Here is a 23,096-nt window from a genome sequence, read left to right on the forward strand (position 1 = left end):
GATTCATGTCCGGTACACATGGTCTCAGGCGCGAGGCACACGCGTTCGGGCGGGACGGGGCTCAGGGGCGGCGGCTCAGGTGCCGTGGCTCAGGGCCCCGGGCTCAGGTGCCGTGGCTCAGGTGCCGTGGCTCAGGTGCCGTCGGTCTCGCGGGGCTCCTCCTCCGGCTCGGGGAGCGGGGCGCCGGTCTCCAGGAGGGTCTTGAGGCTGGAGGCGAGCATCGGCCAGGCCCGCCCGCACATGCCGATCAGGGTGCCACCGGGCTCGAAGCCCTCGTGCAGGATGGTCAGCCGCGCGAGCGTGTCGCCGACCGGCTCGATCTCGTACGTCACCTTCGTGCGCCGCTCCCGGGCCAGTTGGGCCCGCAGCTCCTCGTCGATCCCGACCGAGGCCGCCCACTGCGGGGAGAAGGTGTGCCAGGTGTAGGACAGCAGGCGGTCCGGGACGCAGTCCAGGACCACCTGCTCGGGGTCGCTGGTACGGGCCCCCCGCTCGACCCAGTCCATCGGCGAGCCCACGGCCCAGTCGGTCTCGAAGCTCAGGCCCCAGTACCGGCGGGTGAAGGCGGGCTCGGTGAGGGCCTGCCAGACCCGGTCGGGGTCGGCCTGGATGTACAGGGTGTAGGTGATCGCGCTGTCGCTCATGGCCCCATGCTGCGGGACCGCGGCCGCCGGACGCCGGATTTCCCGATCATGGCGACGGCCGCGGCCGGGACGGCCCGGCTACCAGCGGGACGCCGACTCCGGGAGTTCCGTGGCCGGGGCGGCCGTCGGGGGCGGACCACCGGTCGGACGCGGACCGGTCGGCGCGGCCTCGTTGGTCGGCTGCGGCACCGGAGCTCTCCGGGTTACGGCGTCACGGCGACACCGAACCTACGGAGGAAATCGTTCTGCTTTGCCGCCCCTATACCTCCTTATTACCGGGTTATGTGGTCCTTGCTACCTTCCGGGGGCGGACTGGCGGCCTGAAAACCGCCGGTCCGACCAACGTCACCGGACCGGACCGAGGAGACCCCTGCATGCGAGGCGCCACCCGTACCGGCACCCGGACGGACGCCGGACGACGGTGGACCGTCCCGGGAGTCGTCGGTGTGGCGGGCGGCGCCGCGGTCCTCGGGTTCTCCCTCGACACCCTGCGCGACGGATTCCTGCGTGACGCGGGCGGCCGGAGCCCCGACCGCGGCGCCGCGGCCACGCCCCTCGACCTCCCCGTCCGGCGGACGGAGCCGCGGGTCGGCCGGCAGGAGACGGACCGGGCCCTGCAGGAGCTCGCGGAGCCTGCGATGTCCGCGCCCGTCACCCTCACCGTCGACGGCAGGCGCATACCCGTCGGCCCCTCCTTGCTCTCCAAGCACCTCACCCTGAAGGACGACGACGGCCAGGGCCGGCTGAACCCGGTCCTCGACGCCAAGGCCCTGCCGGCCGACCCGGCCCTCGCCGGTCCGCTCCGCCAGGCCGGGCCGGGCCCCGTGGAGGCGCGGCTGCGGATGGACGGGGCGGGGCGGGCCTCCGTCGCCGAGGAGGGCAGGGCCGGCGGCGCGGTCCCGGCGGTCGCCACGACGGTGTTCAACGCGACGTTCTTCGCGGGGGTCGAGGCCGTCGAGTACGGGGCCCACTCGTTCCACATCGAGCGCTACCCCGAGGGCCGCGGGGCCACCGTGGCGTGGGGCAGCCTCGACCTGCGTTTCGCCAACGACTCCGGCAAGGCCCTGTACATCCAGGCCGAGGCCACCGACACCTCCGTCACCATCACGTTCCTGGGGACGAGGAAGTACGAGGAAGTACGCGCGGTCCAGGGACCGCGGACCAATGTGCAGCCGCCCGCCACCCGCAAGGGCAGCGGCCCCAAGTGCGAGCCGCGGTCCCCGCTGGAGGACTTCGACGCGGCCGTCGACCGGGTGTTCGTGCAGGGCGGCAAGGAAGTCAAACGGGAGACCATGAAGACGCGCTACACACCCCGCGACACCGTGACGTGCGGCGCGTGAGCGCCCGGGGGGAGGCGGCCGCGGGGAACCCGGGGCCGCGGAAGGCCCGTTCGGGGAACGCGGGCCCGGGGGCGGCCGTTCCGGCGAACGCGGGGGCGGCGACGGCCGGTTCGGGGAACGCCGGGGCGGCCAAGGCCGGGCCGGCCAACGCCGGGGCGGCCAACGCCGGTTCCGGCAGGCTGGCCGGGGTCGACGCCGTGCGGGGGCTCGCCGTCCTCGGCATGTTCGCCGTGCACGTCGGCCCCAGCCCGCAACCCGAAGGCGCCGGTTACGTGATCGTCGCGGCCGACGGCCGCGCCCCGGCGCTCTTCACGCTCCTCGCCGGCTTCTCGCTGGTCCTCGCCCAGCGCGGGCTCGATCCGGCGGCCCGGCCCGCCGGCTGGGCCGGGCGCTACCGTCCGCTGCTGATCCGCTGCGCCCTCATGGCCGTGCTCGGCCTGTTCCTCGCCTCGCTGTGGCCCGGCATCCTGGTCATCCTGGCCTTCTTCGCCGTGTACTTCCTCGCCGCCGAACCCTTCACCCGGCTCTCCACCCCGGTGCTCACGGCCGTCGCGGGGGTCTCGGTGGTGGCGGGTCCGCTGCTGTCCTACCTGCTGGGCCCGGTGTTCGGGTACGAGGCCTCCGGGCGGGGCCTGGTCCCCGAGGCAGCCGATCTGACCAGCTGGTCCGGGCTCGGCACGGTGCTGTGCGAGCTGCTGCTCACCGGCGCGTATCCGCTGGCGACCTACTTCCCGTACATCCTGGTGGGGATGGCGCTCGCCCGCGTGTGCGACGTCCGGGAGCGGGCGACGGCCCTGCGCATGGCGGTGTGGGGCACGGCGGCGGCCGCCGCGGGCTACGGCTCCGCCTGGCTCGCCACCCACGTGTTCGGCGCCCGCGAGCGGCTCCTGGCCTCGATCGCCGTGCACCACCCGGACGCCCTGGCCGCCGCCGACCCGGTGCGCGAGGTGCTGCGCCGGCAGTACGGCGCCGTACCCAGCACCTCCTGGGACTGGCTCCTCGTCGCGGATCCGTACAGCCAGACCCCGCCGGAGACGCTCGGCAACGCGGGCGTGGGCTGCGCGCTCATCGGCCTGTGCGCGTTCGCCGCCCGACACCGGCTGGGCGCCCGCCTGTTGCGGCCGTTCACGGTACTGGGCGCCATGGCACTGAGCGCGTACGTGATCCACGCCCTGGTCCTGGCCGGCCCGGCCCACGGCGCGTCGTCCTGGTCCGCCTGGCTGGCCTTCAGCGCCGCCGCCCTCGCCCTGACCTGGGCGTGGCAACGCGCGTACGCCGACACCCCCCTGCGCCGCGGCCCCCTGGAACACGCCCTCCGGCTGGCGACCCGGCCCGGCCGCCGGCGCCCCGCGGCCGGCTGAGGCGAGCCGGCCGGCGGCTTCGCCGAACGCACCCGTACGGGTGATGGGGGCGGCTGCGGCGGGGGTGGTGCGGCAGGGTGGGCGGATGCAGTTGTGCCGGACCGTGACCCTGACCCTTGCCGCACTCGCCATGGCCACCGGATGCGTGACGGTGCGCCCCGCCGCCCCGTCGGACGCTCTGCGTCCGGGGCCCGGGGAAGTGCATCCGGAAGCCCGGCAACCGGCCCCGGCGGCATGGCCGTTGGGGCATCTGCCGGCCACCCCGGAACCCCTGCCGCCCCCGCCGCGGCCGGCCGCGTCGGCCGCGCCGGCCCCGGCCGCCGCGGCCCGGCAGGAGCGGCCCGCGCGGCCGCCCCGGGCGGCCAAGCCGGTGCGCCACGCCCGCCCCGCACGCCCCGTCGAACCGGCCAAGCCCCGCAAGCGGACCTCGGCGAAGCCCGCGGCCAAGCCCGCGGTCCCGCAGCGCACCTACGACATGGCCGCGCTGTGCGAGGCGGCCCGCGGCACGGTGTCCCCCTCCATCGTGGCCCTGTGCCGCTAGGCCGTCAGGTCCGCCGGCCGCGACCGATATTCGATGGAGCGGCCTGCCCCGGATACGTAGAGTGACGGGGCCCCACGTCGTCGAGCAGGAGCGGATCATGCGCACGCACTACCCCCGTACGCCCCACCTGCCCTGGTCGCCCGGGGTCGCGGCGGACGACGTCCGGGTGGCCGGGCCGGGGGCGTTCGCGGGGCTGGCCGGGCGTGAGGTCGTGGTGACCGAGAAGCTCGACGGGGAGAACACCACCCTGTACGCGGACGGCCTGCACGCGCGTTCCCTCGACTCGGCGCACCACCCCTCCCGGGCCTGGGTCAAGGGCCTCCAGGGCCGGATCGCCGCGCGGATCCCGGCCGGACGGCGGGTGTGCGGGGAGAACCTGTACGCCCGGCACTCGCTCGGCTACGAGGACCTCGACAGCTGGTTCTACGGGTTCTCGGTGTGGGACGGGGAGCGCTGTCTGGACTGGGACGCGACGGTGCGGTTCCTGCGGGAGCTCGGCGTGCCCACCCCGCCCGTGCTGTGGCGGGGCACCTTCGACGAGCGGGCCCTGCGCAAACTGAAGCTCGACACCACGCGCCAAGAGGGGTACGTCGTACGGACGGTGGACGGTTTCGCCTACGAGGACTTCGGCAGGTGCGTCGCCAAGTGGGTGCGCGGCGGACACGTACGGACCGGCACACACTGGATGTTCGCGCCGGTGGTGGCGAACGGGCTCGGTACGGCGGCCCCGTTGTGGGCGGTCCGGTCGGGGGCCGGGGCCGGCGCGACGGAGCTGCTGGCGGCGGCCGGGGTGACCGGTGGCGAGAGCCTGGCCGGCGGCGACCTCGCCGGCCAGGCGGCCGAGGACGAGGTGTGCGACGAAGTCACCGCCCGGATGGACGCGTTGGGACGGACGGGCGAGGGACGGCTGGCCGGAGTGCTCGCCGCCGTACTGCACCGCGCGCCGCGCGCCCGGATCGCGGCGCGGCTCTCGGCGGGACCGCTCGGCATGGGGCTCGCGCGGCGGGTCTCGGACCTGGTGGGGCTCTACCCGTACCTCCAGCGGCCGTTCCCCGACGCGGAGCGGCGGGCCGGACTGGTACGGATGGCCGTCGCGGCCGATCCGGGGGTGCTGCACGCCCTCGCCGCCGTGACGGCCGGGGACGCGCAGGCCCGCGAGTGCGTGGAGTGGTCCCTCCTGTACGCCGAGGAGGCGGGGCTGCTCGGCCCCGACCCGCTCGGCCCGCTGCGCGCGGACCTCCGGGAGCGGCTGGCCGGGCTCGGTCCGGACGCGGCCGACCGCTGCTGGGCCGAGGCGCGGCGGGCCTTCGCGCAGGGCCGGATCACCACCGCCGAGGAGGCGGTGGCGGCGACCTGGCGCTGGCGTGAGGGAACGTTTCCGCGGCTGGTGCAGCTGTGCGGCCCCTCGGGCAGCGGCAAGAGCACCTTCGGCCGCGCCCTGCCCGGTGTGGACGCCTGCGTCAGCCTCGACGACCTGCGGGCGGCCCGGGGCTCGCGCGCGGACCAGCGGGCGAACGCGGAGGTGCTGAGCGAGGGCCTCGACCGGCTCGACGCCGCCCTGGCCCGCGGGGGCACCGTCGTGTGGGACGCCACCTCGCTCACCGATCAGCAGCGCGGCCTGGCGGGCTCGGTAGCCCGCCGCCACGACGCGCTGGTCACCCATGCCGTCGTCCTGGTGGACGAGGAGGAGCTGCGCCGGCGCAACGCCGTGCGCCCGCATCCGGTTCCGTCCGAGGTGCTGGAGTCGCAGCTGCACCGGTTCAGCCCGCCGTATCCCGGTCAGGCGCACCGGACCTGGTACATCGGCGCGGGCGGGACCGTCGAGGACACGGCCGGCACCCTGGCCGCGCCGGGCGGGGAGCTGTGATGCGGACCAGTGAGGAGCTCTACCACCAGGTCCGCTGGGATCCCCGGTTCGATCCGGCCCGGTTCGTGCTCGGGCTGCTCCAGCGCGGAGCCGCCCCGAAGCGCGTGCCGCTGCCGTCCTTCGTGCCCGGCGGGGACATCCCCTGGCACCGCGTGCTGTTCGTCGAGGCGGACGGCGAGCTGGTGTGGGACCGGGCCACGGGACTGGACCGGATCGACGCCACCGAGGCGGGGCGGGTGCGCGATCCGCGCCTGCTGCGGGCGCCGTTCTTCACCGCCCGGACCCCGCACGCCTGGGATCCCTCGGGCGGCGGCGCCTGGCGCCCGGCGCCCGCGCCCGCCCCGCGCGGCAGTGCGTCCGGGTCCCCCGCGACGGTGCGGCTGCTGACCTGGAACACCCTCTGGGACCGGTACGACGGCCCGCGGATCGCCACCGCGCGGCGCAGGCCGCTGCTGCTGGCCGATCTGGCGGCCGCCGATGCCGATGTCATCGCGCTCCAGGAGGCCGAACCCGAGCTGCTGCGAATGCTGCTGGCGGCGGACTGGGTGCGGGCCGGGTACACGCTCGGCACGGATCCGGGCGGCCGGGACGTCGCCGAGTGCGGGCTGCTGGTGCTGAGCCGCCTTCCGGTGCGGGAGGCGGGGCTGCACGCGCTCGGCCCGCACAAGGCGGTCACCGCGGTGACGGTGGACACCGCGGCCGGCCCTCTCGTCGTCGCCGCGACCCATCTGACCAGCGATCACACCGAGAACGGGGAGCTCCGCCGCCGGGCGGAGCTGGCCCGGCTCGCCCAGGGTCTGGGCGGGGTGGAAGCGCCCGTGGCCCTGCTCGGTGACTTCAACGACGGCGGCTCGGGAGCCGCGGGGCCGGCGGCCGCGCTGGGCATGCGGGACGCGTGGAGCGACGTACACGGGGAGGCGGACGGCACCCCCACCTTCGATCCGGTGGCCAATCCGCTGGCCGCGGTGGGCTCGCTGTCGGGGCGGGCGGCGCGGCTGGACCGGATCCTGCTGAAGGCCGCCGGGCCGGCGCGGGTGACGCGGGCGGCGCTGCGCGGCGACGTGCCGGGCCCGGACGGGCTGTTCGTCTCGGACCACTACGGCGTGGAGGCGACGGTGGAGTTCGGGGGCGGAGCCGGCGTCGCGCGGCTCGAGGCGCGGGCGACGGCGCGTACGGCCGTGGCCTGGCTGCCGCCCGACCTGCCGGAGGCGGTGCACGCGCTGCGGCGGGAGCACGATCCCCAGGCCGGCCGCTGGCCCGCACACGTCAACCTGCTCTTCGGCTTCGTCCCCGAGTCCTCGTTCGAGGAGGCCCTGCCGCTGCTGGCCGAGGTGGCGGCGGGAACGCCGGCGTTCACCGCCCGGCTGGCCGGGGTGCACAGCTTCGGGCACCGCGAGGACGCGACCGTCTGGCTGGATCCGGCGGCGGACGGTGAAGCGCCGTGGCAGGAGCTGCGGCGGGAACTGGTGCGCCGGTTCCCGGGATGCCAGGGGCGCGCCGAGGGCTACACCCCGCACCTGACGCTGGGCCGCAGCCGCGATCCGCAGCGGGCGGTCGCGGAGTCCACCGCCCGGCTCGGCGCCGGAGTGTCCGCGCGGGTCGGGGAGCTGGCCGTGCTCTCGCGGCGCGGGGACGGGCCGATGCGGGCGCGGGCGGTCGTGGAACTGGGCACGGGCCGCGTCCGGTGGCTGCCGGAGCCCGCGCTGCCGGCACGGGACACCCCGGACGCCGCGGCCGCACACGGCGTCGGACCGCACGGCGCCGACCCGCACGGCGCCGACCCGCACGGCGCCGACCGGCACGACGTCGACCCGCACGGCGTCGACCGGCACGACGTCGACCCGCAGGGCGTCGGACCCTCCGCCCCGGCCGCCGCGCTCACCGCCCGGATCGCGGACGCGCTGGTCGGCGGGGCGGTGTGGGAGGCCGGATCGCGACGCATGGGGTGTGCGCTGCCCGACGCCGACCTGGACCTGGTGGCGGCGGTCCCGGGCGCCCCGGACATCGCGGAGGTACGGGAGCGGGTCGTGGCGGCGCTGCCCGAGGCGGTGCGGACGCGCGAGGTGACGGGCGCCCGGGTGCCGGGGCTGCGGCTGAGCGCGGCGGGACTGGACGTGGACCTGGTGGTCGTCCCCACCGGCACGCTGGAGCCCGCGCGGGCGGTGGCACGCCGGGCGGAACTGGGCGAGCGGGCCGCTGTCGCGCTGAGCGCGGTGAGCGACGCCGATGCGGTACGGGAGTTCGCGGGCGCGGAGCATGCCGCCTTCGCCCGGCTGGCGCGGGAGGTCAAGGCCTGGGCCCGGGCCCGCGGGCTGGACTCGGCGCCGTTCGGCGGACTGCCCGGGCTGGCCTGGGCGGTCCTGGCCGCCCGCACGGTCCGCGCCGCCGCCGACCGTTCCCCCGCGGCCCTGCTGCTCGAGTTCTTCGGGACCTGGGCGGCCTGGGACTGGCGGGACCCGGTCGGCCTCGACACCGCACCGCCCGGGACGCCGGTGTCGCTGCCGCATCCCGACCCCGTACCGGGGGCGCCGGACCCCGTACCGCCGGCGCCGGATCCGGTGACCGTGCTCACCCCCTCCGCCCCGGTCCGCAGCTGCACGGCCCAGGTCGGCCCCGGCCTGCGCGATCTGCTGGGGCGGGAGCTGTACCGGGCCTGGGAACTGCTCGACGCCGACCCCGGCGCCTTCGAGGCCGTCGTGGCGGCCCCGCCGCTGCACCGCCGGCACGCCGCGTGGGCGGTGGTCACCGTACGGGCCTCCACGGAGCGGGAGTTCGACGCGGCCGTGGGCCGGATGCGCGGCCGGATGCGGGGGCTGCTGGGCGCGCTGGAGGAGTCGGGCACCGTGGACGCACACGCCTGGCCGCACCCGTTCACGAGGGGCCCGGGCCTGGCCCGGTACGCGGTCGGGCTCGGCGCGGCCGCGCCCGACGCGGCGCGGCTCGCGGCCGTGGCCGGGCCGTGGTCGAGGGGCCTGGCGGGCGTGGAAGTGGCCTGGGCTGCCTGCGGTGAGGTGCCGGACCTGAACCGGACCGTCGACGAGTAACGAACGCACGGCAGCAACCTGCCTCCCAAAGCGGACACTTCCCGAAGCCTGACCGGGGAACCGGGCGGGACCGGACCCGGGACGGGCCGGTTCCCGACCAGGGCCGGCCGGGACGGACCGGGCTCCGCCCCGCGCACAGCGGGCACGGCGGGACGGAGCGGTCAGAGCATCAGTACAGCCGCGCCAGGTTTTTTCGTCAACACTTTTCACAAGGATTGAAGAAACTCCAAGTTCACGGGCCTGATGGGCAGTTGACATGGCGTTTGTCCTTCAATTCGTGAACGCCGAAACCCTTGACGGTGCCGGCGGCTGGCAGTTCACTCACGCTTCGATCCCCCCGGATCCACGACGTCAGGAGCACCCCGCATGCCCCTCCTCTCCGATCGCCCGCCGCGGCTCACCGCCGCGGCCCTCGCCGCCGCACTGGTCGCGGCCCTCCTCGTCCTGCTGCCGGGCACCGCCGCCCAGGCGGCCCCCGTGCTGCTCTCCCAGGGCAAGCCCGCGACGGCCTCCAGCGTGGAGGGCGCCGGGACACCGGCCGGCGCGGCCGTGGACGGCGACAACGGCACCCGCTGGTCCAGCCAGTTCGCCGACCCGCAGTGGATACAGGTCGACCTCGGCGCCCCCGCCCGGCTGAGCCAGGTGGTGCTGCGCTGGGAGGCCGCCGCGGCCAAGGCGTACCGCGTCGAGTTGTCCACGGACGGCGCCAACTGGTCCACCGCCGCCTCGACCACCACGGGCACCGGCGGCACGGTGGCCCACGACATCACCGGCACCGCCCGGTACGTCCGCGTCCACGGGACGCAGCGCACCACGGGGTACGGCTACTCGCTCTGGGAGTTCCAGGTCTACGGCACCACCGGCACCGACCCGGTGATCCCCGGCGGCGGCGACCTCGGCCCGAACGTGATCGTCTTCGACCCGTCCACCCCGAACATCCAGGGCAGGCTGGACGAGGTGTTCCGGCAGCAGGAGTCGGCCCAGTTCGGCTCGGGCCGCTACCAGTTCCTGTTCAAGCCGGGCACGTACAACGGCCTCAACGCCCAGATCGGCTTCTACACCTCGGTCTCCGGCCTCGGCCTCAGCCCCGACGACACGACCATCAACGGCGACATCACCGTCGACGCGGGCTGGTTCGGCGGCAACGCCACCCAGAACTTCTGGCGTTCGGCCGAGAACCTCGCACTGAACCCGGTCAGCGGCACCAACCGCTGGGCCGTCTCGCAAGCCGCGCCGTTCCGCCGGATGCACGTCAAGGGCGGCCTCAACCTGGCTCCCGACGGCTACGGCTGGGCCTCCGGCGGCTACATCGCCGACTCGAAGATCGACGGCCAGGTCGGCAACTACTCGCAGCAGCAGTGGTACACCCGCGACAGCTCGATCGGCGGCTGGTCCAACGCGGTGTGGAACCAGGTGTTCTCCGGAACCCAGGGCGCGCCGGCGCAGTCGTACCCGAACCCGCCCTACACCACCCTGGACACCACCCCCGTCTCGCGGGAGAAGCCCTTCCTCTACCTGGACGGCAGCGAGTACAAGGTCTTCGTCCCGGCCAAGCGCACCAACGCCCGCGGCACCTCGTGGGGCAACGGCGCACCGCAGGGCAGCTCGATCCCGCTGAGCCGGTTCTACGTGGTCAAGCCGGGCGCGAGCGCGGCGACGATCAACGCGGCGCTGGCGCAGGGCCTGCACCTGCTCTTCACTCCCGGCGTCTACCACGTGGACCGGACCATCCAGGTCAACCGGGCCGACACGGTCGTGCTGGGTCTGGGCCTGGCCACGATCGTCCCGGACAACGGGGTGACCGCGATGAAGGTCGCCGATGTGGACGGGGTGCGGCTCGCCGGGTTCCTGATCGACGCGGGCACCGTCAACTCGCCCACCCTGCTGGAGGTCGGCCCGGCCGGCGCCACCGCGGACCACGCGGCGAACCCGACCACCGTGCAGGACGTGTTCGTCCGGGTCGGTGGCGCGGGCGCGGGCAAGGCCACGGTCGGCATGGTGGTCAACAACCACGACACGATCGTCGACCACACCTGGATCTGGCGGGCCGACCACGGCGACGGGGTGGGCTGGGAGACCAATCGCTCCGACTACGGGTTCCGGGTGAACGGCGACGACGTCCTGGCCACCGGGCTGTTCGTCGAGCACTTCAACAAGTACGACGTGGAGTGGAACGGCGAGCGCGGCCGCACGATCTTCTTCCAGAACGAGAAGGCCTACGACGCGCCCAACCAGGCCGCCATCCAGAACGGTGCGATCAAGGGCTACGCGGCCTACAAGGTCGCCGACTCCGTGAACACCCACGAGGGCTGGGGCATGGGCAGCTACTGCTACTACAACGTGGACCCGACCATCCGCCAGGACCACGGCTTCCAGGCCCCGGTGAAGCCGGGCGTGCGCTTCCACGACCTGCTCGTGGTCTCGCTGGGCGGCAACGGCCAGTACGAGCACGTCATCAACAGTGTCGGCGGCCCCACCTCGGGCACCTCGACCATCCCCTCGACCGTCGTCTCGTTCCCCTGATCCACCCCTGACCCCCGGAAGACGCGGGGCGGCCCGGCGGCCGTCCCGCGTTTTCCGGGCCGAGTGAGAGAGCGCTCTCCCAACCGGGTGAGCCACCCCACCACCGGAGGAGCAGAAGTGAATCTCCGACCGCGGACCCTGTCCGCCCTCCTGGTCTCGGCGGCCGTCGCCGCGACCGCCACCGCGGCCTTCGGCGGCCTCGCGCTGACCGCCCAGGCCTCCCCCGACACCGGTGCGTCCGCGCACGCGGCCATGGACCACGCCGCCGTCGCACCGCGGGCCGGCGGCGACGACCCGGACGGCGACGGCTACATCCCGGCCGTGCCGCAGGTCACGGGGGTAACCCCCTCCTGGAACAATCCCCCCGACCGCTACTTCCACGAGTTCCAGGCCAACTGCGCCGTCACCAAGACCGCGTCCGACGACCCGATCGTCTTCGCGGGCCGGCCCGGCGCCTCGCACAACCACACCTTCATGGGCAACACCGCCACGGACGCGTTCAGCACCACCGCCTCGCTGAGCGCGGGCAGGACCGCCTGCACCGCCCCCGGCGACCTCTCCGGGTACTGGATGCCGACCCTCTACAACGGCGACCGGCCGGTGCTGCCGACCGGGCCGCAGGTGATCTACTACAAGACCGGCGTCACCGATTACAAGAGCGTGCGCCCCTTCCCCAAAGGTCTGCGCTTCCTCGTCGGCAGCCCCCACCAGACGGCCGCCGAGTTCCGCGGCCACCCCGGCTGGGTCGAGGGCTGGGAGTGCGGGGACAGCTTCAAGAACACCGGGTTCCCCGCGCACTGCCCGGCCGGCACCCAGCTCAACATCCGCATGCAGTCGCCCAGCTGCTGGGACGGCACGTACCTGGACACCCCCGACCACAAGGCGCACATGGCCTATCCGGTCGTGAAGCCCGGCAACAACGACAACGTGTGCCCTGCCAGCCACCCGGTGGCGGTGCCCATGGTGGAGTTCAAGATGGCCTTCCCCGTCAGCGGAGACATGTCGCGGGTCAGGCTGTCCAGCGGCGGCGGGCACTCCTTCCACTACGACTTCTTCAACGCCTGGGACGAGCGCACCTTGAACGCCCTGGTCGAGCACTGCATCAAGGGCGGACTCCAGTGCAACGCCCGCGGCTACGACGAGACGCACCCCGGGGCCGGCGCCGCCCTGGGTCCGGACCACCGGCTCCCGTAACCCTGCCCCTCCCCCCCCCCCCCATCCAGGAGGTCCTCGCGTGCACTCCCGCATGCGCTCCCTCGTCACGGCCGCGCTCCTCGCCGGCTCCGTGACCGTACTGCCCACCGCCCCGGCGCACGCCGCCGGGAGCGTGGTGAAGGTGACCGGCTCCCAGGGCGACTGGCGGCTGACGGTGGACGGTTCGCCGTACCTCGTCAAGGGCGTCACCTGGGGTCCCTCCCCTGCCGACGCCGGCCGCCTGCTGCCGGACGTCCGCTCGCTCGGCGCCAACACCATCCGCACCTGGGGCACCGACGCGAGCAGCCGCCGGCTGTTCGACGCGGCCTCCGCGAACGGCATCAAGGTCGTCGCGGGCTTCTGGCTCCAGCCGGGTGGCGGACCGGGCAGCGGCGGCTGCGCCGACTACGTCACCGACACCGCCTACAAGAACACCATGCTCGCCGAGTTCTCCCGCTGGGTGGAGGCCTACCGCGACCACCCCGCCGTGCTGATGTGGAACGTCGGCAACGAGTCGGTGCTCGGCCTGCAGAACTGCTACAGCGGCACCGAGCTGGAGAACCAGCGCAACGCCTACACCGGCTTCGTCAACGACGTGGCGAAGGCGATCCACCGGATCGACGCCGACCACCCGGTCACCTCCACCGACGCATGGGTCGGCGCCTGGGCCTATTACAAGCGCAACTCACCGGACCTCGACCTGTACGCCGTCAACTCCTACAAGGAGGCCTGTGGTATCAAGCAGGCCTGGCAGCAGGGCGGTTACACCAAGCCGTACATCGTCACCGAGACCGGCCCGGTCGGCGAGTGGGAGGTCCCGAACGACGCGAACGGCGTCCCGCTGGAGCCCGGCGACCAGGCCAAGGCGGACGGCTACACCGGCGCCTGGAACTGCGTGAAGGGCCACCAGGGCGTCGCCCTGGGCGCCACGGTCTTCCACTACGGCACCGAGTACGACTTCGGCGGCCACTGGTTCAACCTGACCCCCGCCGGAGAGCGCCGCACGATGTACTACGCGGTCAAGCGGGCCTACGGCGGGAACACGGCCGGGGACAACCTGCCGCCGACCGTGTCCGTGCCCTCGGTCCCCGACGCCGGCGCGGTGCCGGCCGGCAAGGAGATCGTCGTATCGGCTCGGGCGACGGACCCCGAGAACGACCAGGTCGCGTACGAGGTGCTCTGGGGCGGCAAGTACGTGGACGGCGGGGGCGGGCTCGTCTCGGCCCCGATGGTCGACCTGGGCAACGGCAGCTTCCGGGTCACGGCTCCGGCGAAGACCGGTGTGTGGAAGCTGTACGTGAAGGCCAAGGACGGCCGCGGCAACGTGGGCGTCGAGCAGCGTTCGGTGCGGGTCGTCCCGCCGCCGGTCGCGGGGACGGACGTGGCGCGGGGACGGCCGACGACCGCCTCCACCTTCCAGAACGACGGCTACGGCGGCTGCCCGTGCACCCCGGCGCTGGCCACGGACGGCAACACGGCCACCCGCTGGGCCAGTGCCTGGGCCGACGCCCAGTGGCTGCAGGTCGACCTCGGGTCGGTCAAGCAGCTCCGGCACGCGCAGCTGGTGTGGGAGGGCGCCTACGGCAAGGCCTACGCCCTCAAGGTGTCGGACGACGGCCGGAACTGGCGGACCGCCTACGCCACGGCGACGGGCGACGGCGGCATCGACGACTACGACATCAACGCGTCGGGCCGCTACGTCCGCCTGGACCTGACCCAGCGCGGCACCGGCCACGGGTACTCGCTGTTCCACTTCGGGGTGTACTCCTGAACGCCGGGGAGCGCCCGCGCGGCTTGCCCTGACGCTGTCGCTCGGACGCTCCCCGCGCCCCTCCCCTCCCTCTCCCCTCCCTCTCCCTCCGCGCGCCGCCCGCTTTCGACGGGCGGCGCGCGGTCGTGCGCCCCGGGGGGCGTCCGAGGCGGGAGGGCGTGGAGGCAGGAGGGCGTCTCGCGGTCACACCTCGATGACGATCTTGCCCGCCGTGTGGCCGGCCTGGCTCAGCTCGAAGGCCGCGGCCAGTTCCGCGAGCGGGAACGTCTCGGCGACGGTCACCTTGAGCTGTCCGGCGTCGGCGAGCCGCCCCAGTTCGGCCAGGTCCGCGCCGACCGGGCGCACCCACATCCACTCCCCGCCGGAGCCCGTCACGGTGGGATCGGCGATGGAGGCGTGGCGGCCGTCGTCGTGCAGCACCTCGCGGGTGACGTCCAGGACCCCGCCCACGAAGTCGGCGATGACGGTGGCGCCCTCGGGGGCCAGCTCGCGCACCCGGCCGGCCAGGCCGTCCCCGTACGCCACGGGTTCCCCGCCGAGCTCCCGCACGCGGTCGTGGTTGCGCGGGGAGGCGGTGCCGATGACCCGGGCCCCGAGGGCGCGGGCGATCTGCACGCCGAAGGAGCCGACCCCGCCGGCGGCGCCGTGGATGAGGACGGTGTCGCCCTTGCCGGTGCCCAGCCGGGTCAGCACCTGGTAGGCGGTGAGACCGGCGAGCGGGAGGGCGGCCGCCTCGGCCCAGCCGAGCGAGGCGGGCTTGTGCGCGAGGGCCCGTACGGGCACGGTGACGAACTCGGCGCAGGTCCCGCCGTGCACGTAGTCCTTGCGGACGTAGGCCATCACCTCGTCGCCCTCGGCGAACTCGGGGGTGTCGATGCCGACGTGCTCGACGGTGCCGGAGACGTCCCAGCAGGGCACCACCGGGTACACGACGTCCATCAGGGCGTCGAGGCCGCCGCCCATGATCTTCCAGTCGACCGGGTTGACCGAGGCGTACTTCACCCGGACGAGGACCTCGCCGGGGCTGACCTTGGGGACCGGGAGCCGGGTCTCCCCCAGCACCTCCGTTCCGCCGTACGTCTCGTACGCCATCCCTCGCATCGTGTTGTCCTGCGGCATGTACCCGACCTCTCCGTGAGCTGCTGGCCCCGCCCCGGGGCCCATCCCACCACGCACACCGCGCCCGGCCCGAGAAGCGGGGCGGGCGCGGGGCGGCGAAGCCTCGGCGGAGGGCGGATCAGTGCGCGGCGCGGTGCGCGGCGATGATCTCGGCGTAGCGGCGGCCGCTCGACTTCACCGTGCGGCGCTGGGTGGCGTAGTCCACGTGGACCAGGCCGAAGCGCTTGTCGTAGCCGTAGGCCCATTCGAAGTTGTCCAGCAGCGACCAGGCGTAGTAGCCGGCCACCGGTGCGCCGCGGCGGGCCGCACGGGCGCAGGCGGCGAGGTGGGAGGTGAGGTAGGCGGCCCGTTCGGGGTCGTGGACGCGGCCGTCGGGGGCGACGGTGTCGGGGTACGAGGAGCCGTTCTCGGTGATGTGGATGCGCTGGTCCCCGTACTCCTCGTGCAGGCGCATGATCAGCGTTTCGAGGCCGTCGGCGTCCACCTCCCAGTCCATGCCGGTGCGCGGGACGCCGGGCCGGTCGATCTGGCGGGCGAAGGGTGCGGGGCCCGCCGGGTCGGCGGTGACGATCTGCGGGAAGTAGTAGTTGAGGCCGATCCAGTCGAGGGGGGCGGCGATGGTGGCGAGGTCCCCGGGGCGTTCGGGGAGGTCGACCCCGTAGACCTCGCGCATGTCGGCGGGGAAGCCGCGGCCGTGGACGGGGTCGAGCCACCAGCGGTTGACGTGGCCGTCCATGCGGCGGGCGGCGGCCAGGTCGGCGTCGCCGCCGGTGGCGGGCTCGACGGTGGAGAGGTTGTTGACGATGCCGAGGCGTGCGGCGGGGCGGACGGCACGGACCGCCTGGGCGGCGAGGCCGTGGCCGAGCAGCAGGTGGTAGGAGGCGCGGACGGCGGCGGTGAGGTCGCTCCAGCCTGGAGCCATCCGGCCCTCGAGGTGGCCGATCCAGGCCGAGCACAGCGGCTCGTTCAGGGTGGCCCACTGGGTGACGCGGTCGCCGAGGCGTTCGGCCACCAGGCCGGCGTACGCGGCGAAGTGCTCGGCGGTGGCGCGCTCGGGCCAGCCGCCGCGGTCCTGGAGGGCCTGGGGCAGGTCCCAGTGGTAGAGGGTGACGTTGGGTTCGATGCCGGCCGCGAGCAGTCCGTCGGTCAGCCGGTCGTAGAAGTCGAGGCCCTTGGCGTTGACGGCCCCGTCGCCGCCGGGTACGACGCGCGGCCAGGCGATCGAGAGCCGGTAGGCGTTGGTGCCGAGCTCCCGCATCAGGGCGATGTCGCCCTGCCAGCGGTGGTAGTGGTCGCAGGCGGTGTCGCCGGTGTGGCCGCCGTCGACGGCGCCGGGGACGCGGCTGAAGGTGTCCCAGATGGAGGGGCCCCGGCCGTCCTCCTCGGCGGCGCCCTCGATCTGGTAGGCGGAGGTCGCGGTGCCCCAGGCGAAGTCGGCGGGCAGCGCGCCGAGGTCGACGGCGCGGTCGGCGAGCTCGGCAGCGCGGTCGGCGGGCCGGGCCCCGGTCACGGGAAGGCTTTCGGAAAGGGTCATTTGACGGCTCCTGCCGTGAGTCCGGCCACCAGGTACTTCTGCAGCAGCAGGAATCCGGCGACGACGGGGATGCTGACGACGAGCGAGGCGGCCATGATCTGGTTCCAGTACACGTCGTTCTGCGTGGAGTAGCCCTGCAGTCCGACGGCGAGGGTGCGGGTGGTGTCGTTCGTCATGACGGAGGCGAAGAGCACCTCGCCCCAGGCGGTCATGAAGGCGTACACGGCGACGGCGACGATGCCGGGGACGGCGGCCGGGATCACGACCCGGAACAGTGCGCCGAGCGGGCCGCAGCCGTCGACGGTGGCCGCCTCGTCGAGGTCGCGGGGCACCGAGTCGAAGTACCCGATGAGCATCCAGATGGAGAAGGGGAGGGAGAAGGTGAGGTAGGTGAGGATGAGCCCGCCGCGGGACCCGTAGAGCGCGACGCCGGTGCTGTTGCCGATGTTCACGAAGATCAGGAACAGCGGGAGCAGGAAGAGGATCCCGGGGAACATCTGGGTGGAGAGCACGGTCACCGTGAACAGGCGCTTGCCGCGGAAGCGGTAGCGGCTGACCGCGTAGGCGGCGAACACGGCGATGACCACGGAGCAGACGGTGGCGGCGCCGGCCACGATCAGGGAGTTCACGAAGTACTTGGCGAGCGGCACGGTGTGCCAGATGTCGATGTAGGGCCGGAGGGTGAGCCCGCTGGGGATCCAGCGGAACTCTCCCGCCACGTCCTCGAGGGGCTTGAGCGAGCTGGTGACCATCACGTAGACGGGCAGCAGCACGAACCCGGCGAGCAGGGTCAGGAAGACGGCCCGGATCACCCGGAAGGAGCGGGGCGGGTCGAGCGGGCTGCGGGCCCGGGGGCTAGCGGGCATCGGCGTCCCTCCGGCCGCGGGTGGTGAGGAGCAGGTAGCCGGCGGTGACCAGCAGGAGGAAGAGCAGCAGGAGGACGGACATGGCCGAACCGGTGCCGAAGTTCCAGGTGACGAAGCTCGACTGGTAGATGTGGATGGAGATCAGGTCGGCTGCCTCGGGGGCGGACTTCCCGAACAGGACGAACGGCGTGTTGAAGTCGTTGAAGGTCCACAGGAACAGCACCAGGATCAGCACCTGGTTGACCGCCCCGACCGAGGGCAGGGTGATCCGGCGGATCTGCTGCCAGATGCCCGCGCCGTCCAGCGCGGCCGCCTCGTACAGGTCCTTGGGGATGTTCTGCAGGGCGGCCATCACGATGAGGAAGGCGAACGGCCAGCCCTTCCACACGGACACGGTCAGCAGCGCCCAGAAGCTGTTGTCGCCCAGCAGCCAGAAGGTGTGCTCGGCGCCGCCGAGACCGAGCTGGTCGTGCAGCACGTGGTTCACCAGGCCGTTGTCCCGCTGGAACATGAACGCCCAGGTGATGACGGCCGCGTAGACGGGCAGGGCGTACGGAACGAGGAACAGGGCCCGCAGGAGGCCGCGGCCGCGGAAGGTCTCCTGCATGAACACGGCGGCGGCCGTGCCGAGCAGCCAGCACAGGCCGACGGAGAGCAGGGTGAACAGGCAGGTGGTGAGGAAGGAGCCGAGGAGGGCTTCGCCGACGGGCCGGTTGACGTCGACGGCGAGTGCGTAGTTGTCGAAGCCCGTCCAGGGGGCGCTGGACCAGTCCCGGATGTGGAACTGGGTGAGCTCGCGGAAGCTCATGAGGATGCCCATCGCCATCGGGACGAGGTGGATGAGCAGTTCGAGGAGCAGGGCGGGCAGCAGCAGGAGGTAGGGCAGGGCGCCGCGGCGCAGGCGGCCGGGGCGCGGCGGGCGGCCGGGGCGGCGCACGCGGGCCGCCGTACCGCGCTGCCGCCGCCCCGGCGCGGTGTCGGGTGGGAGCGTGGCGGGTGCGGAAGTCATCGGGCGCGGCTCAGTTCGACATCTGCTGCTGGGCCTTGGTGAGCCGTGCCTTGACCGACTCGGTGGTCACGGGACGGCCGGCCGCCGCGTCGGCGAAGAGCTCCTTGACCGCGGTGCCGACCGCGGTCTCGAACTGGGACTCCTCGGGGACCTGCGGGAGCGGGGCGGCGCTGGTGGCGAGGGTGTTGCGCAGCACGGTGAGGTCCTCGGTGGCGAAGGCCGGGTCGCTCTGGGCGGCCTTGACCGGCGGGATGGAGCCGTAGGTCTTGTTGAGGAGCTTCTGCTCCTCGTCGCTGGTCATGAACTTCACGAACTTCAGGGCGCCGTCGATGTTGTCGGTGTTCTTGAAGACGGCCATGTTGATGCCGGCGACCATGGAGTTGGTGTTCTTCCCGGTGCCGGGTGTGCCGCCGGCCGGGACGGGGACGGGCGCGACGCCCCAGTCGCCCTCCTTCATCCCGTGCGCCTTGAAGCTGCCGGCCGCGCTCTGCCACAGGACCATGGCGGTCTTGCCGTTGGCGAAGTCCTGGAGGGACTGGTTCTTGTCGTACTCGGCGTTGCCGGGCGAGATGACCTTGTCCTTGGCCATCAGGTCGACGTACTGCTTGACCGCCTCGACGTTGGCGGGGGTGTCGAAGGTGGGCTTGCCGGCGGCGTCGAAGAACTCGGCCCCGTGCTGCTTGGACAGGACGAAGACCTGGTGGATGTTGTTGGCGAGGTTCGAGCCCTCGGCGCCCAGGGCCCACTTGCCGTCCTCGGACAGCCGCCGGCCGACGGCGACCAGCTCGTCCCAGGTGGCCGGGGGCTTCTCGATGCCCGCCTCCTGGAACATCTTCTTGTTGTAGTAGAGCGCGTAGGACATCGAGTAGAGCGGGACGGCGGCCGGGTCCTTGCCCGCGGCGCCGGCCGAGCCGATGGCGGACTCGACGAAGCGGTCCCTGCCGCCGATCGCCTCGAAGTTGTTCGCGTCCCAGGGGAGCAGGGCTCCGGTGGCCTGGAGGGAGGAGGACCAGGTGTTGCCGATGTTGAGGACGTCCGGGCCCTGTCCGGAGGCGGTGGCGGCGAGGATCCGGTTGAGCAGGTCGGACCAGGGGACGACCTCGAGCTTGACCTTGATGCCGGTCTGCTGCTCGAACTTCTTCAGCTCGGGGCCGAGCGTCGCCTGGTCCGCCGCGATGTCGGGTCCCTGGTTGGAGGCCCAGTAGGTGAGCTCCTTGGGGGCCGTGTTGGTACCGCCCCCGGTGGCCGCGGATCCGCCGCCGCAGGCGGTGGCGGCGGTGGCGAGCAGGGAGACTGTGACAGCGGCGGCGGCAGCGGCTCTGGTTCTGCGCATGGCGGCTCGGTCCCTTTCGGCGGGGGTCGGGGGAAAGGCCGACGTCGGATGCTCCGTCCAGGCCTTAATTTAGGACGTGAGTTAAGCCTCGTGAAAGGGTCGCGTCAAGGGGTCGCGCAAGGGTATGTTGCGAGCCTTGTCACTGCGGAAGGGGCCGGATGACCACGGGGCGTAGCGGGCGAACGGTGCGGGACCTGCGGCGGGGAAACCGGAGCGCCGTCCTCCAACGGCTGTACTTCGGCGGTCCGATGAGCCGCCAGGAACTGGGGCCCGCCACCGGACTGAGCTCGGGGTCCGTCAGCAACGTCGTCGGCGAGCTCGTCGCGGACGGGCTGCTGGAGGAGGCCGGCATCGTCGACTCCGACGGCGGACGGCCCCGCACCCTGCTGCGGGTCTCCCCCGGCAGCGCCCACATGATCGGCGTCGACGTCGGCGAAACCCGGGTCCGCGTCGAGCTGTTCGACCTGACCCTCACCGAACTCGCGCGCACGGAGATGCCGTTGTCGCCGCGCGGCTGCTACGACGTCGGACCCATCGTCGACCACATCCGGCACGGCATCGAGACCGTGCTCGCCGAGGCCGGGGTCGGCACCGAGCGGCTGCTGGGCGTGGGCGTCGGGGTGCCGGGCATCGTGGACCGCGACGCGCAGGGCGGGACCGTGGTGCACGGCCAGACCATCGGCTGGGACGCGGTGCCGCTGGAGCAGCTGCTGCGCGCCACCGGTGCCCTGCCCGAGGAGGTCCCGTACATCATCGACAACGGCGCGCGGACGCTCGGCCAGGCGGAGATGTGGTTCGGGGCGGGCCGCGGGGCCCGGGAGGCGGTCGTCGTGCTCTTCGGCTCCGGCGTCGGCGCGAGCCTGATCACCGACGGCTCACCGGACGGCGGGACGACGGAGGGCACCCCGCTGGAGTGGGGCCACCTGACGGTCTCCGTGCGCGGGCGGCGCTGCCGGTGCGGCGCGCTGGGCTGCCTGGAGGCCTACACGGGCGCCGAGGCCCTGCTGGCGCGCTGGGCGGAGCGGGGCGGGGCGGCGGGTGGCCGTCCGGTGGACTCCGTGGACGAGGAGGAGGCCCTGTCCGCCCTGCTGGCCGCGGCCGGTACGGGGGACCCGGTGGCGCGGGAGGTCCTGGAGGAGACCGCGGAGTACCTGGGCGCGGGCCTGTCCGACCTGATCAACCTGTTCCAGCCGGAGCGCATCCTGATCGGCGGCTGGGCGGGGCTGATGCTGGGCCCCCACATCCTCCCGTCGGTACGGGGGCACGCGACCCGGTACGCGCTGCGCCATCCGGCCGACAGGGTCACCGTCGGCCTGGGCTCGCTGGGCCCCGACGCGGTCACGGTCGGCGCGGCGACCCTCCCCCTCTCCGCCTTCTTCGCGTCGGGCGGCCGCCGCACGGCTCCCGGCCCGCCGGCCGAACCCCCGGGCTGGCGCACGGCCCTGGACGTGCGCGGCGCGGGCCTCTGAGGCCGCGAGCGGTGGGGTTCGCCGGAGCGTGGCCGCGGCACCGGGACCGGTCAGGCGGAGTCGAGGACCACCAGGGCGGGCGCGAACAGCACCGAGGCCCGTTCCGGGGCCGCGGTGCCCGCGACGCGGTCCAGGAGCAGGCGGACCATCTCCGCCGCCATGTCCTCCACCGGCTGGCGTACGGTCGTCAGCCGGGGCCGGCAGGCCGACGCCGCGGCGGAGTCGTCGAAGCCGACGACGGCCACGTCCTCCGGGATCCGGCGGCCGTGCTCGCGCAGCACCAGACAGGCCCCCTGCGCCATCAGGTCGTTCGCGGCGAACACCCCGTCCAGGTCGGGCTGTTCGACCAGCAGGCAACGCATCGCCCGCTCGCCCCCGTCGAGCGTGAAGTCCCCTTCGGCGACGCGCAGCACCGCCGCCGGGCGGCGGGGGGCTGGGTGACGGCGGCCGCGGGCGTGACGGCCGTCGCCGCCATCGTGTCGGCCGTCGCCGCCGTCGCCGCCGTCCTCGGCGGCGGCGCCGTCTTGGCTGCCGCGCTCGCCGTAACCGCCGTGAGCGTCCTGGCCGTGGTAGTCGTCGCCGGCAGCTCGGCGGCCGTGGCCGTCGCCGCCGTCGCGGCTGTCTCGCCCGCCGTCACCGCCGTGACCGTCCTGGCCGTTGCGGCCGTCGCCGCCGTCGCCGCCGGTCGCCGTCTCGTGGAAGCCCGCCAGCCGCTCGCGGCTCGCCGGCAGGTCCGCCGGGCCGCCGATCGCCGCGAGCCTGCCCCGCCCCAGCCCGAGCAGGTGCCGGGCCGCCAGGGCCCCGCCCTCCCGGTGGCGCAGGTCCACGTGGTCGAGCGCCACCCCCGGCGCCGGGCGGGCGAACAGCACCGCGGGCAGCCCGGCCGCCGCGACCATCCCGGGGAGCGGGTCCCGGGGATGGGTGGTGACCAGCAGGGCTCCGTCCGCGCTGCCCTGCGCCAGGTACGCGAGCACCTCGGCGCGGTCCTCCCCGGTGTCGGCGAACATCAGCACCGGGTGCACCCCGGCCGGCCGCAGCGCACGGACGACCCCGCTGACCACGCGCCCGAAGAACGGGTCCTCGAACACCCGGGCCGCGAACCCGTCCCGCGCCCCGGCCTCCCCCGAGCCCGCGCCCGCGCCTGCGCCCGCGCCGGAGACGACCAGGGCGACCGTTCCGGACCGGCGGGTCACGAGCGACCGGGCGGCCCGGTTCGGCACGTACCCGGTCGCGGCGACGGCCCGCAGGACCGCCTGCCGGATGGCCGGGTCCACGTTCCGGACGCCGTTGACCACCCGGGACACCGTGGCCCGGGACACCCCCGCCGCCCGGGCCACGTCCTCCAGGGTCGGCGCCCCGCCCGCCCCGACTCCCGCTCCCGCCAGGCCCCTTCCCGTACCCCGCCCCGTATGCATGGCGGCACTGTAGCGTCCGCGCCCACCGCGCAGCCCGGCCGGTTCCCCCCGCGACGGCCCCGGCCC

Annotated in this window: 15 protein-coding genes and 1 pseudogene; 9 read left to right on the forward strand and 7 right to left on the reverse strand. The window is 74.1% G+C overall.

Annotated features, from left to right (window positions below):
- Positions 1-131 precede the first annotated feature (131 nt).
- Positions 132-644 carry an SRPBCC family protein gene (locus BGK67_RS05460; RefSeq protein WP_069918831.1) on the reverse strand — a complete coding sequence of 171 codons (513 nt, stop codon included), beginning with the start codon at positions 642-644 and terminating at the stop codon, positions 132-134.
- Between the two features lie 494 nt (positions 645-1,138).
- Here BGK67_RS05460 and BGK67_RS05465 point away from each other — a divergent pair.
- The 8 genes and pseudogenes from BGK67_RS05465 to BGK67_RS05500 all read left to right on the forward strand — a co-directional run.
- Positions 1,139-1,984: pseudogene (locus BGK67_RS05465) on the forward strand (VanW family protein); the annotation flags it as partial.
- Entirely contained in the window at positions 1,981-3,345 is a 1,365-nt protein-coding gene (locus BGK67_RS05470) for a DUF418 domain-containing protein (RefSeq protein WP_167739546.1), read from the forward strand. The pseudogene BGK67_RS05465 and the gene BGK67_RS05470, both read left to right, overlap by 4 nt.
- A gap of 103 nt (positions 3,346-3,448) precedes the next feature.
- A complete protein-coding gene (locus BGK67_RS05475) occupies positions 3,449-3,886 on the forward strand; it encodes a hypothetical protein (RefSeq protein ID WP_141754013.1) in 438 nt (145 codons plus the stop codon).
- Between the two features lie 97 nt (positions 3,887-3,983).
- On the forward strand, positions 3,984-5,753 hold the full coding sequence (locus BGK67_RS05480; RefSeq protein WP_069923651.1) for an RNA ligase family protein: 1,770 nt from the start codon (positions 3,984-3,986) through the stop codon (positions 5,751-5,753).
- Positions 5,753-8,797 (forward strand): poly(A) polymerase, encoded by a 3,045-nt coding sequence (locus tag BGK67_RS05485; protein WP_069918833.1) that lies wholly within the window; start codon positions 5,753-5,755, stop codon positions 8,795-8,797. Before BGK67_RS05480 ends, BGK67_RS05485 begins: the two co-directional genes overlap by 1 nt.
- A gap of 366 nt (positions 8,798-9,163) precedes the next feature.
- Positions 9,164-11,320: a discoidin domain-containing protein gene (locus BGK67_RS05490; protein ID WP_069918834.1), complete on the forward strand. Its 2,157-nt coding sequence runs from the start codon at positions 9,164-9,166 to the stop codon at positions 11,318-11,320.
- 117 nt (positions 11,321-11,437) lie between these two features.
- Positions 11,438-12,514 carry a DUF1996 domain-containing protein gene (locus BGK67_RS05495; RefSeq protein WP_069918835.1) on the forward strand — a complete coding sequence of 359 codons (1,077 nt, stop codon included), beginning with the start codon at positions 11,438-11,440 and terminating at the stop codon, positions 12,512-12,514.
- 52 nt (positions 12,515-12,566) lie between these two features.
- Positions 12,567-14,285: a discoidin domain-containing protein gene (locus BGK67_RS05500; RefSeq protein ID WP_069923652.1), complete on the forward strand. Its 1,719-nt coding sequence runs from the start codon at positions 12,567-12,569 to the stop codon at positions 14,283-14,285.
- Positions 14,286-14,468: 183 nt separating this feature from the next.
- Here BGK67_RS05500 and BGK67_RS05505 read toward each other — a convergent pair whose 3' ends face one another.
- From BGK67_RS05505 to BGK67_RS05525, 5 genes are all read right to left on the reverse strand, one after another.
- Positions 14,469-15,386, reverse strand: a complete 918-nt coding sequence (locus tag BGK67_RS05505; RefSeq protein WP_107488933.1) for an NADP-dependent oxidoreductase — start codon at positions 15,384-15,386, stop codon at positions 14,469-14,471.
- Between the two features lie 136 nt (positions 15,387-15,522).
- Positions 15,523-16,938 carry a GH1 family beta-glucosidase gene (locus BGK67_RS05510; protein WP_079154036.1) on the reverse strand — a complete coding sequence of 472 codons (1,416 nt, stop codon included), beginning with the start codon at positions 16,936-16,938 and terminating at the stop codon, positions 15,523-15,525.
- Positions 16,935-17,804, reverse strand: coding sequence for a carbohydrate ABC transporter permease (locus BGK67_RS05515; RefSeq protein ID WP_069918837.1), 870 nt, complete (start codon positions 17,802-17,804; stop codon positions 16,935-16,937). The genes BGK67_RS05510 and BGK67_RS05515 overlap by 4 nt, the downstream gene beginning before the upstream one ends.
- Positions 17,794-18,813, reverse strand: coding sequence for a carbohydrate ABC transporter permease (locus BGK67_RS05520; RefSeq protein ID WP_069918838.1), 1,020 nt, complete (start codon positions 18,811-18,813; stop codon positions 17,794-17,796). The genes BGK67_RS05515 and BGK67_RS05520 overlap by 11 nt, the downstream gene beginning before the upstream one ends.
- A gap of 10 nt (positions 18,814-18,823) precedes the next feature.
- Positions 18,824-20,146, reverse strand: a complete 1,323-nt coding sequence (locus BGK67_RS05525) for an ABC transporter substrate-binding protein (RefSeq protein ID WP_069918839.1) — start codon at positions 20,144-20,146, stop codon at positions 18,824-18,826.
- 158 nt (positions 20,147-20,304) lie between these two features.
- Between BGK67_RS05525 and BGK67_RS05530 the strand changes: the two genes are divergently transcribed.
- Positions 20,305-21,615, forward strand: coding sequence for an ROK family transcriptional regulator (locus BGK67_RS05530; RefSeq protein ID WP_069918840.1), 1,311 nt, complete (start codon positions 20,305-20,307; stop codon positions 21,613-21,615).
- Positions 21,616-21,665: 50 nt separating this feature from the next.
- Here BGK67_RS05530 and BGK67_RS39885 read toward each other — a convergent pair whose 3' ends face one another.
- On the reverse strand, positions 21,666-23,030 hold the full coding sequence (locus BGK67_RS39885) for a LacI family DNA-binding transcriptional regulator (RefSeq protein ID WP_244291154.1): 1,365 nt from the start codon (positions 23,028-23,030) through the stop codon (positions 21,666-21,668).
- Positions 23,031-23,096: the final 66 nt, after the last annotated feature.

Source organism: Streptomyces subrutilus, from assembly GCF_001746425.1.
Lineage (GTDB): Bacteria > Actinomycetota > Actinomycetes > Streptomycetales > Streptomycetaceae > Streptomyces > Streptomyces subrutilus_A.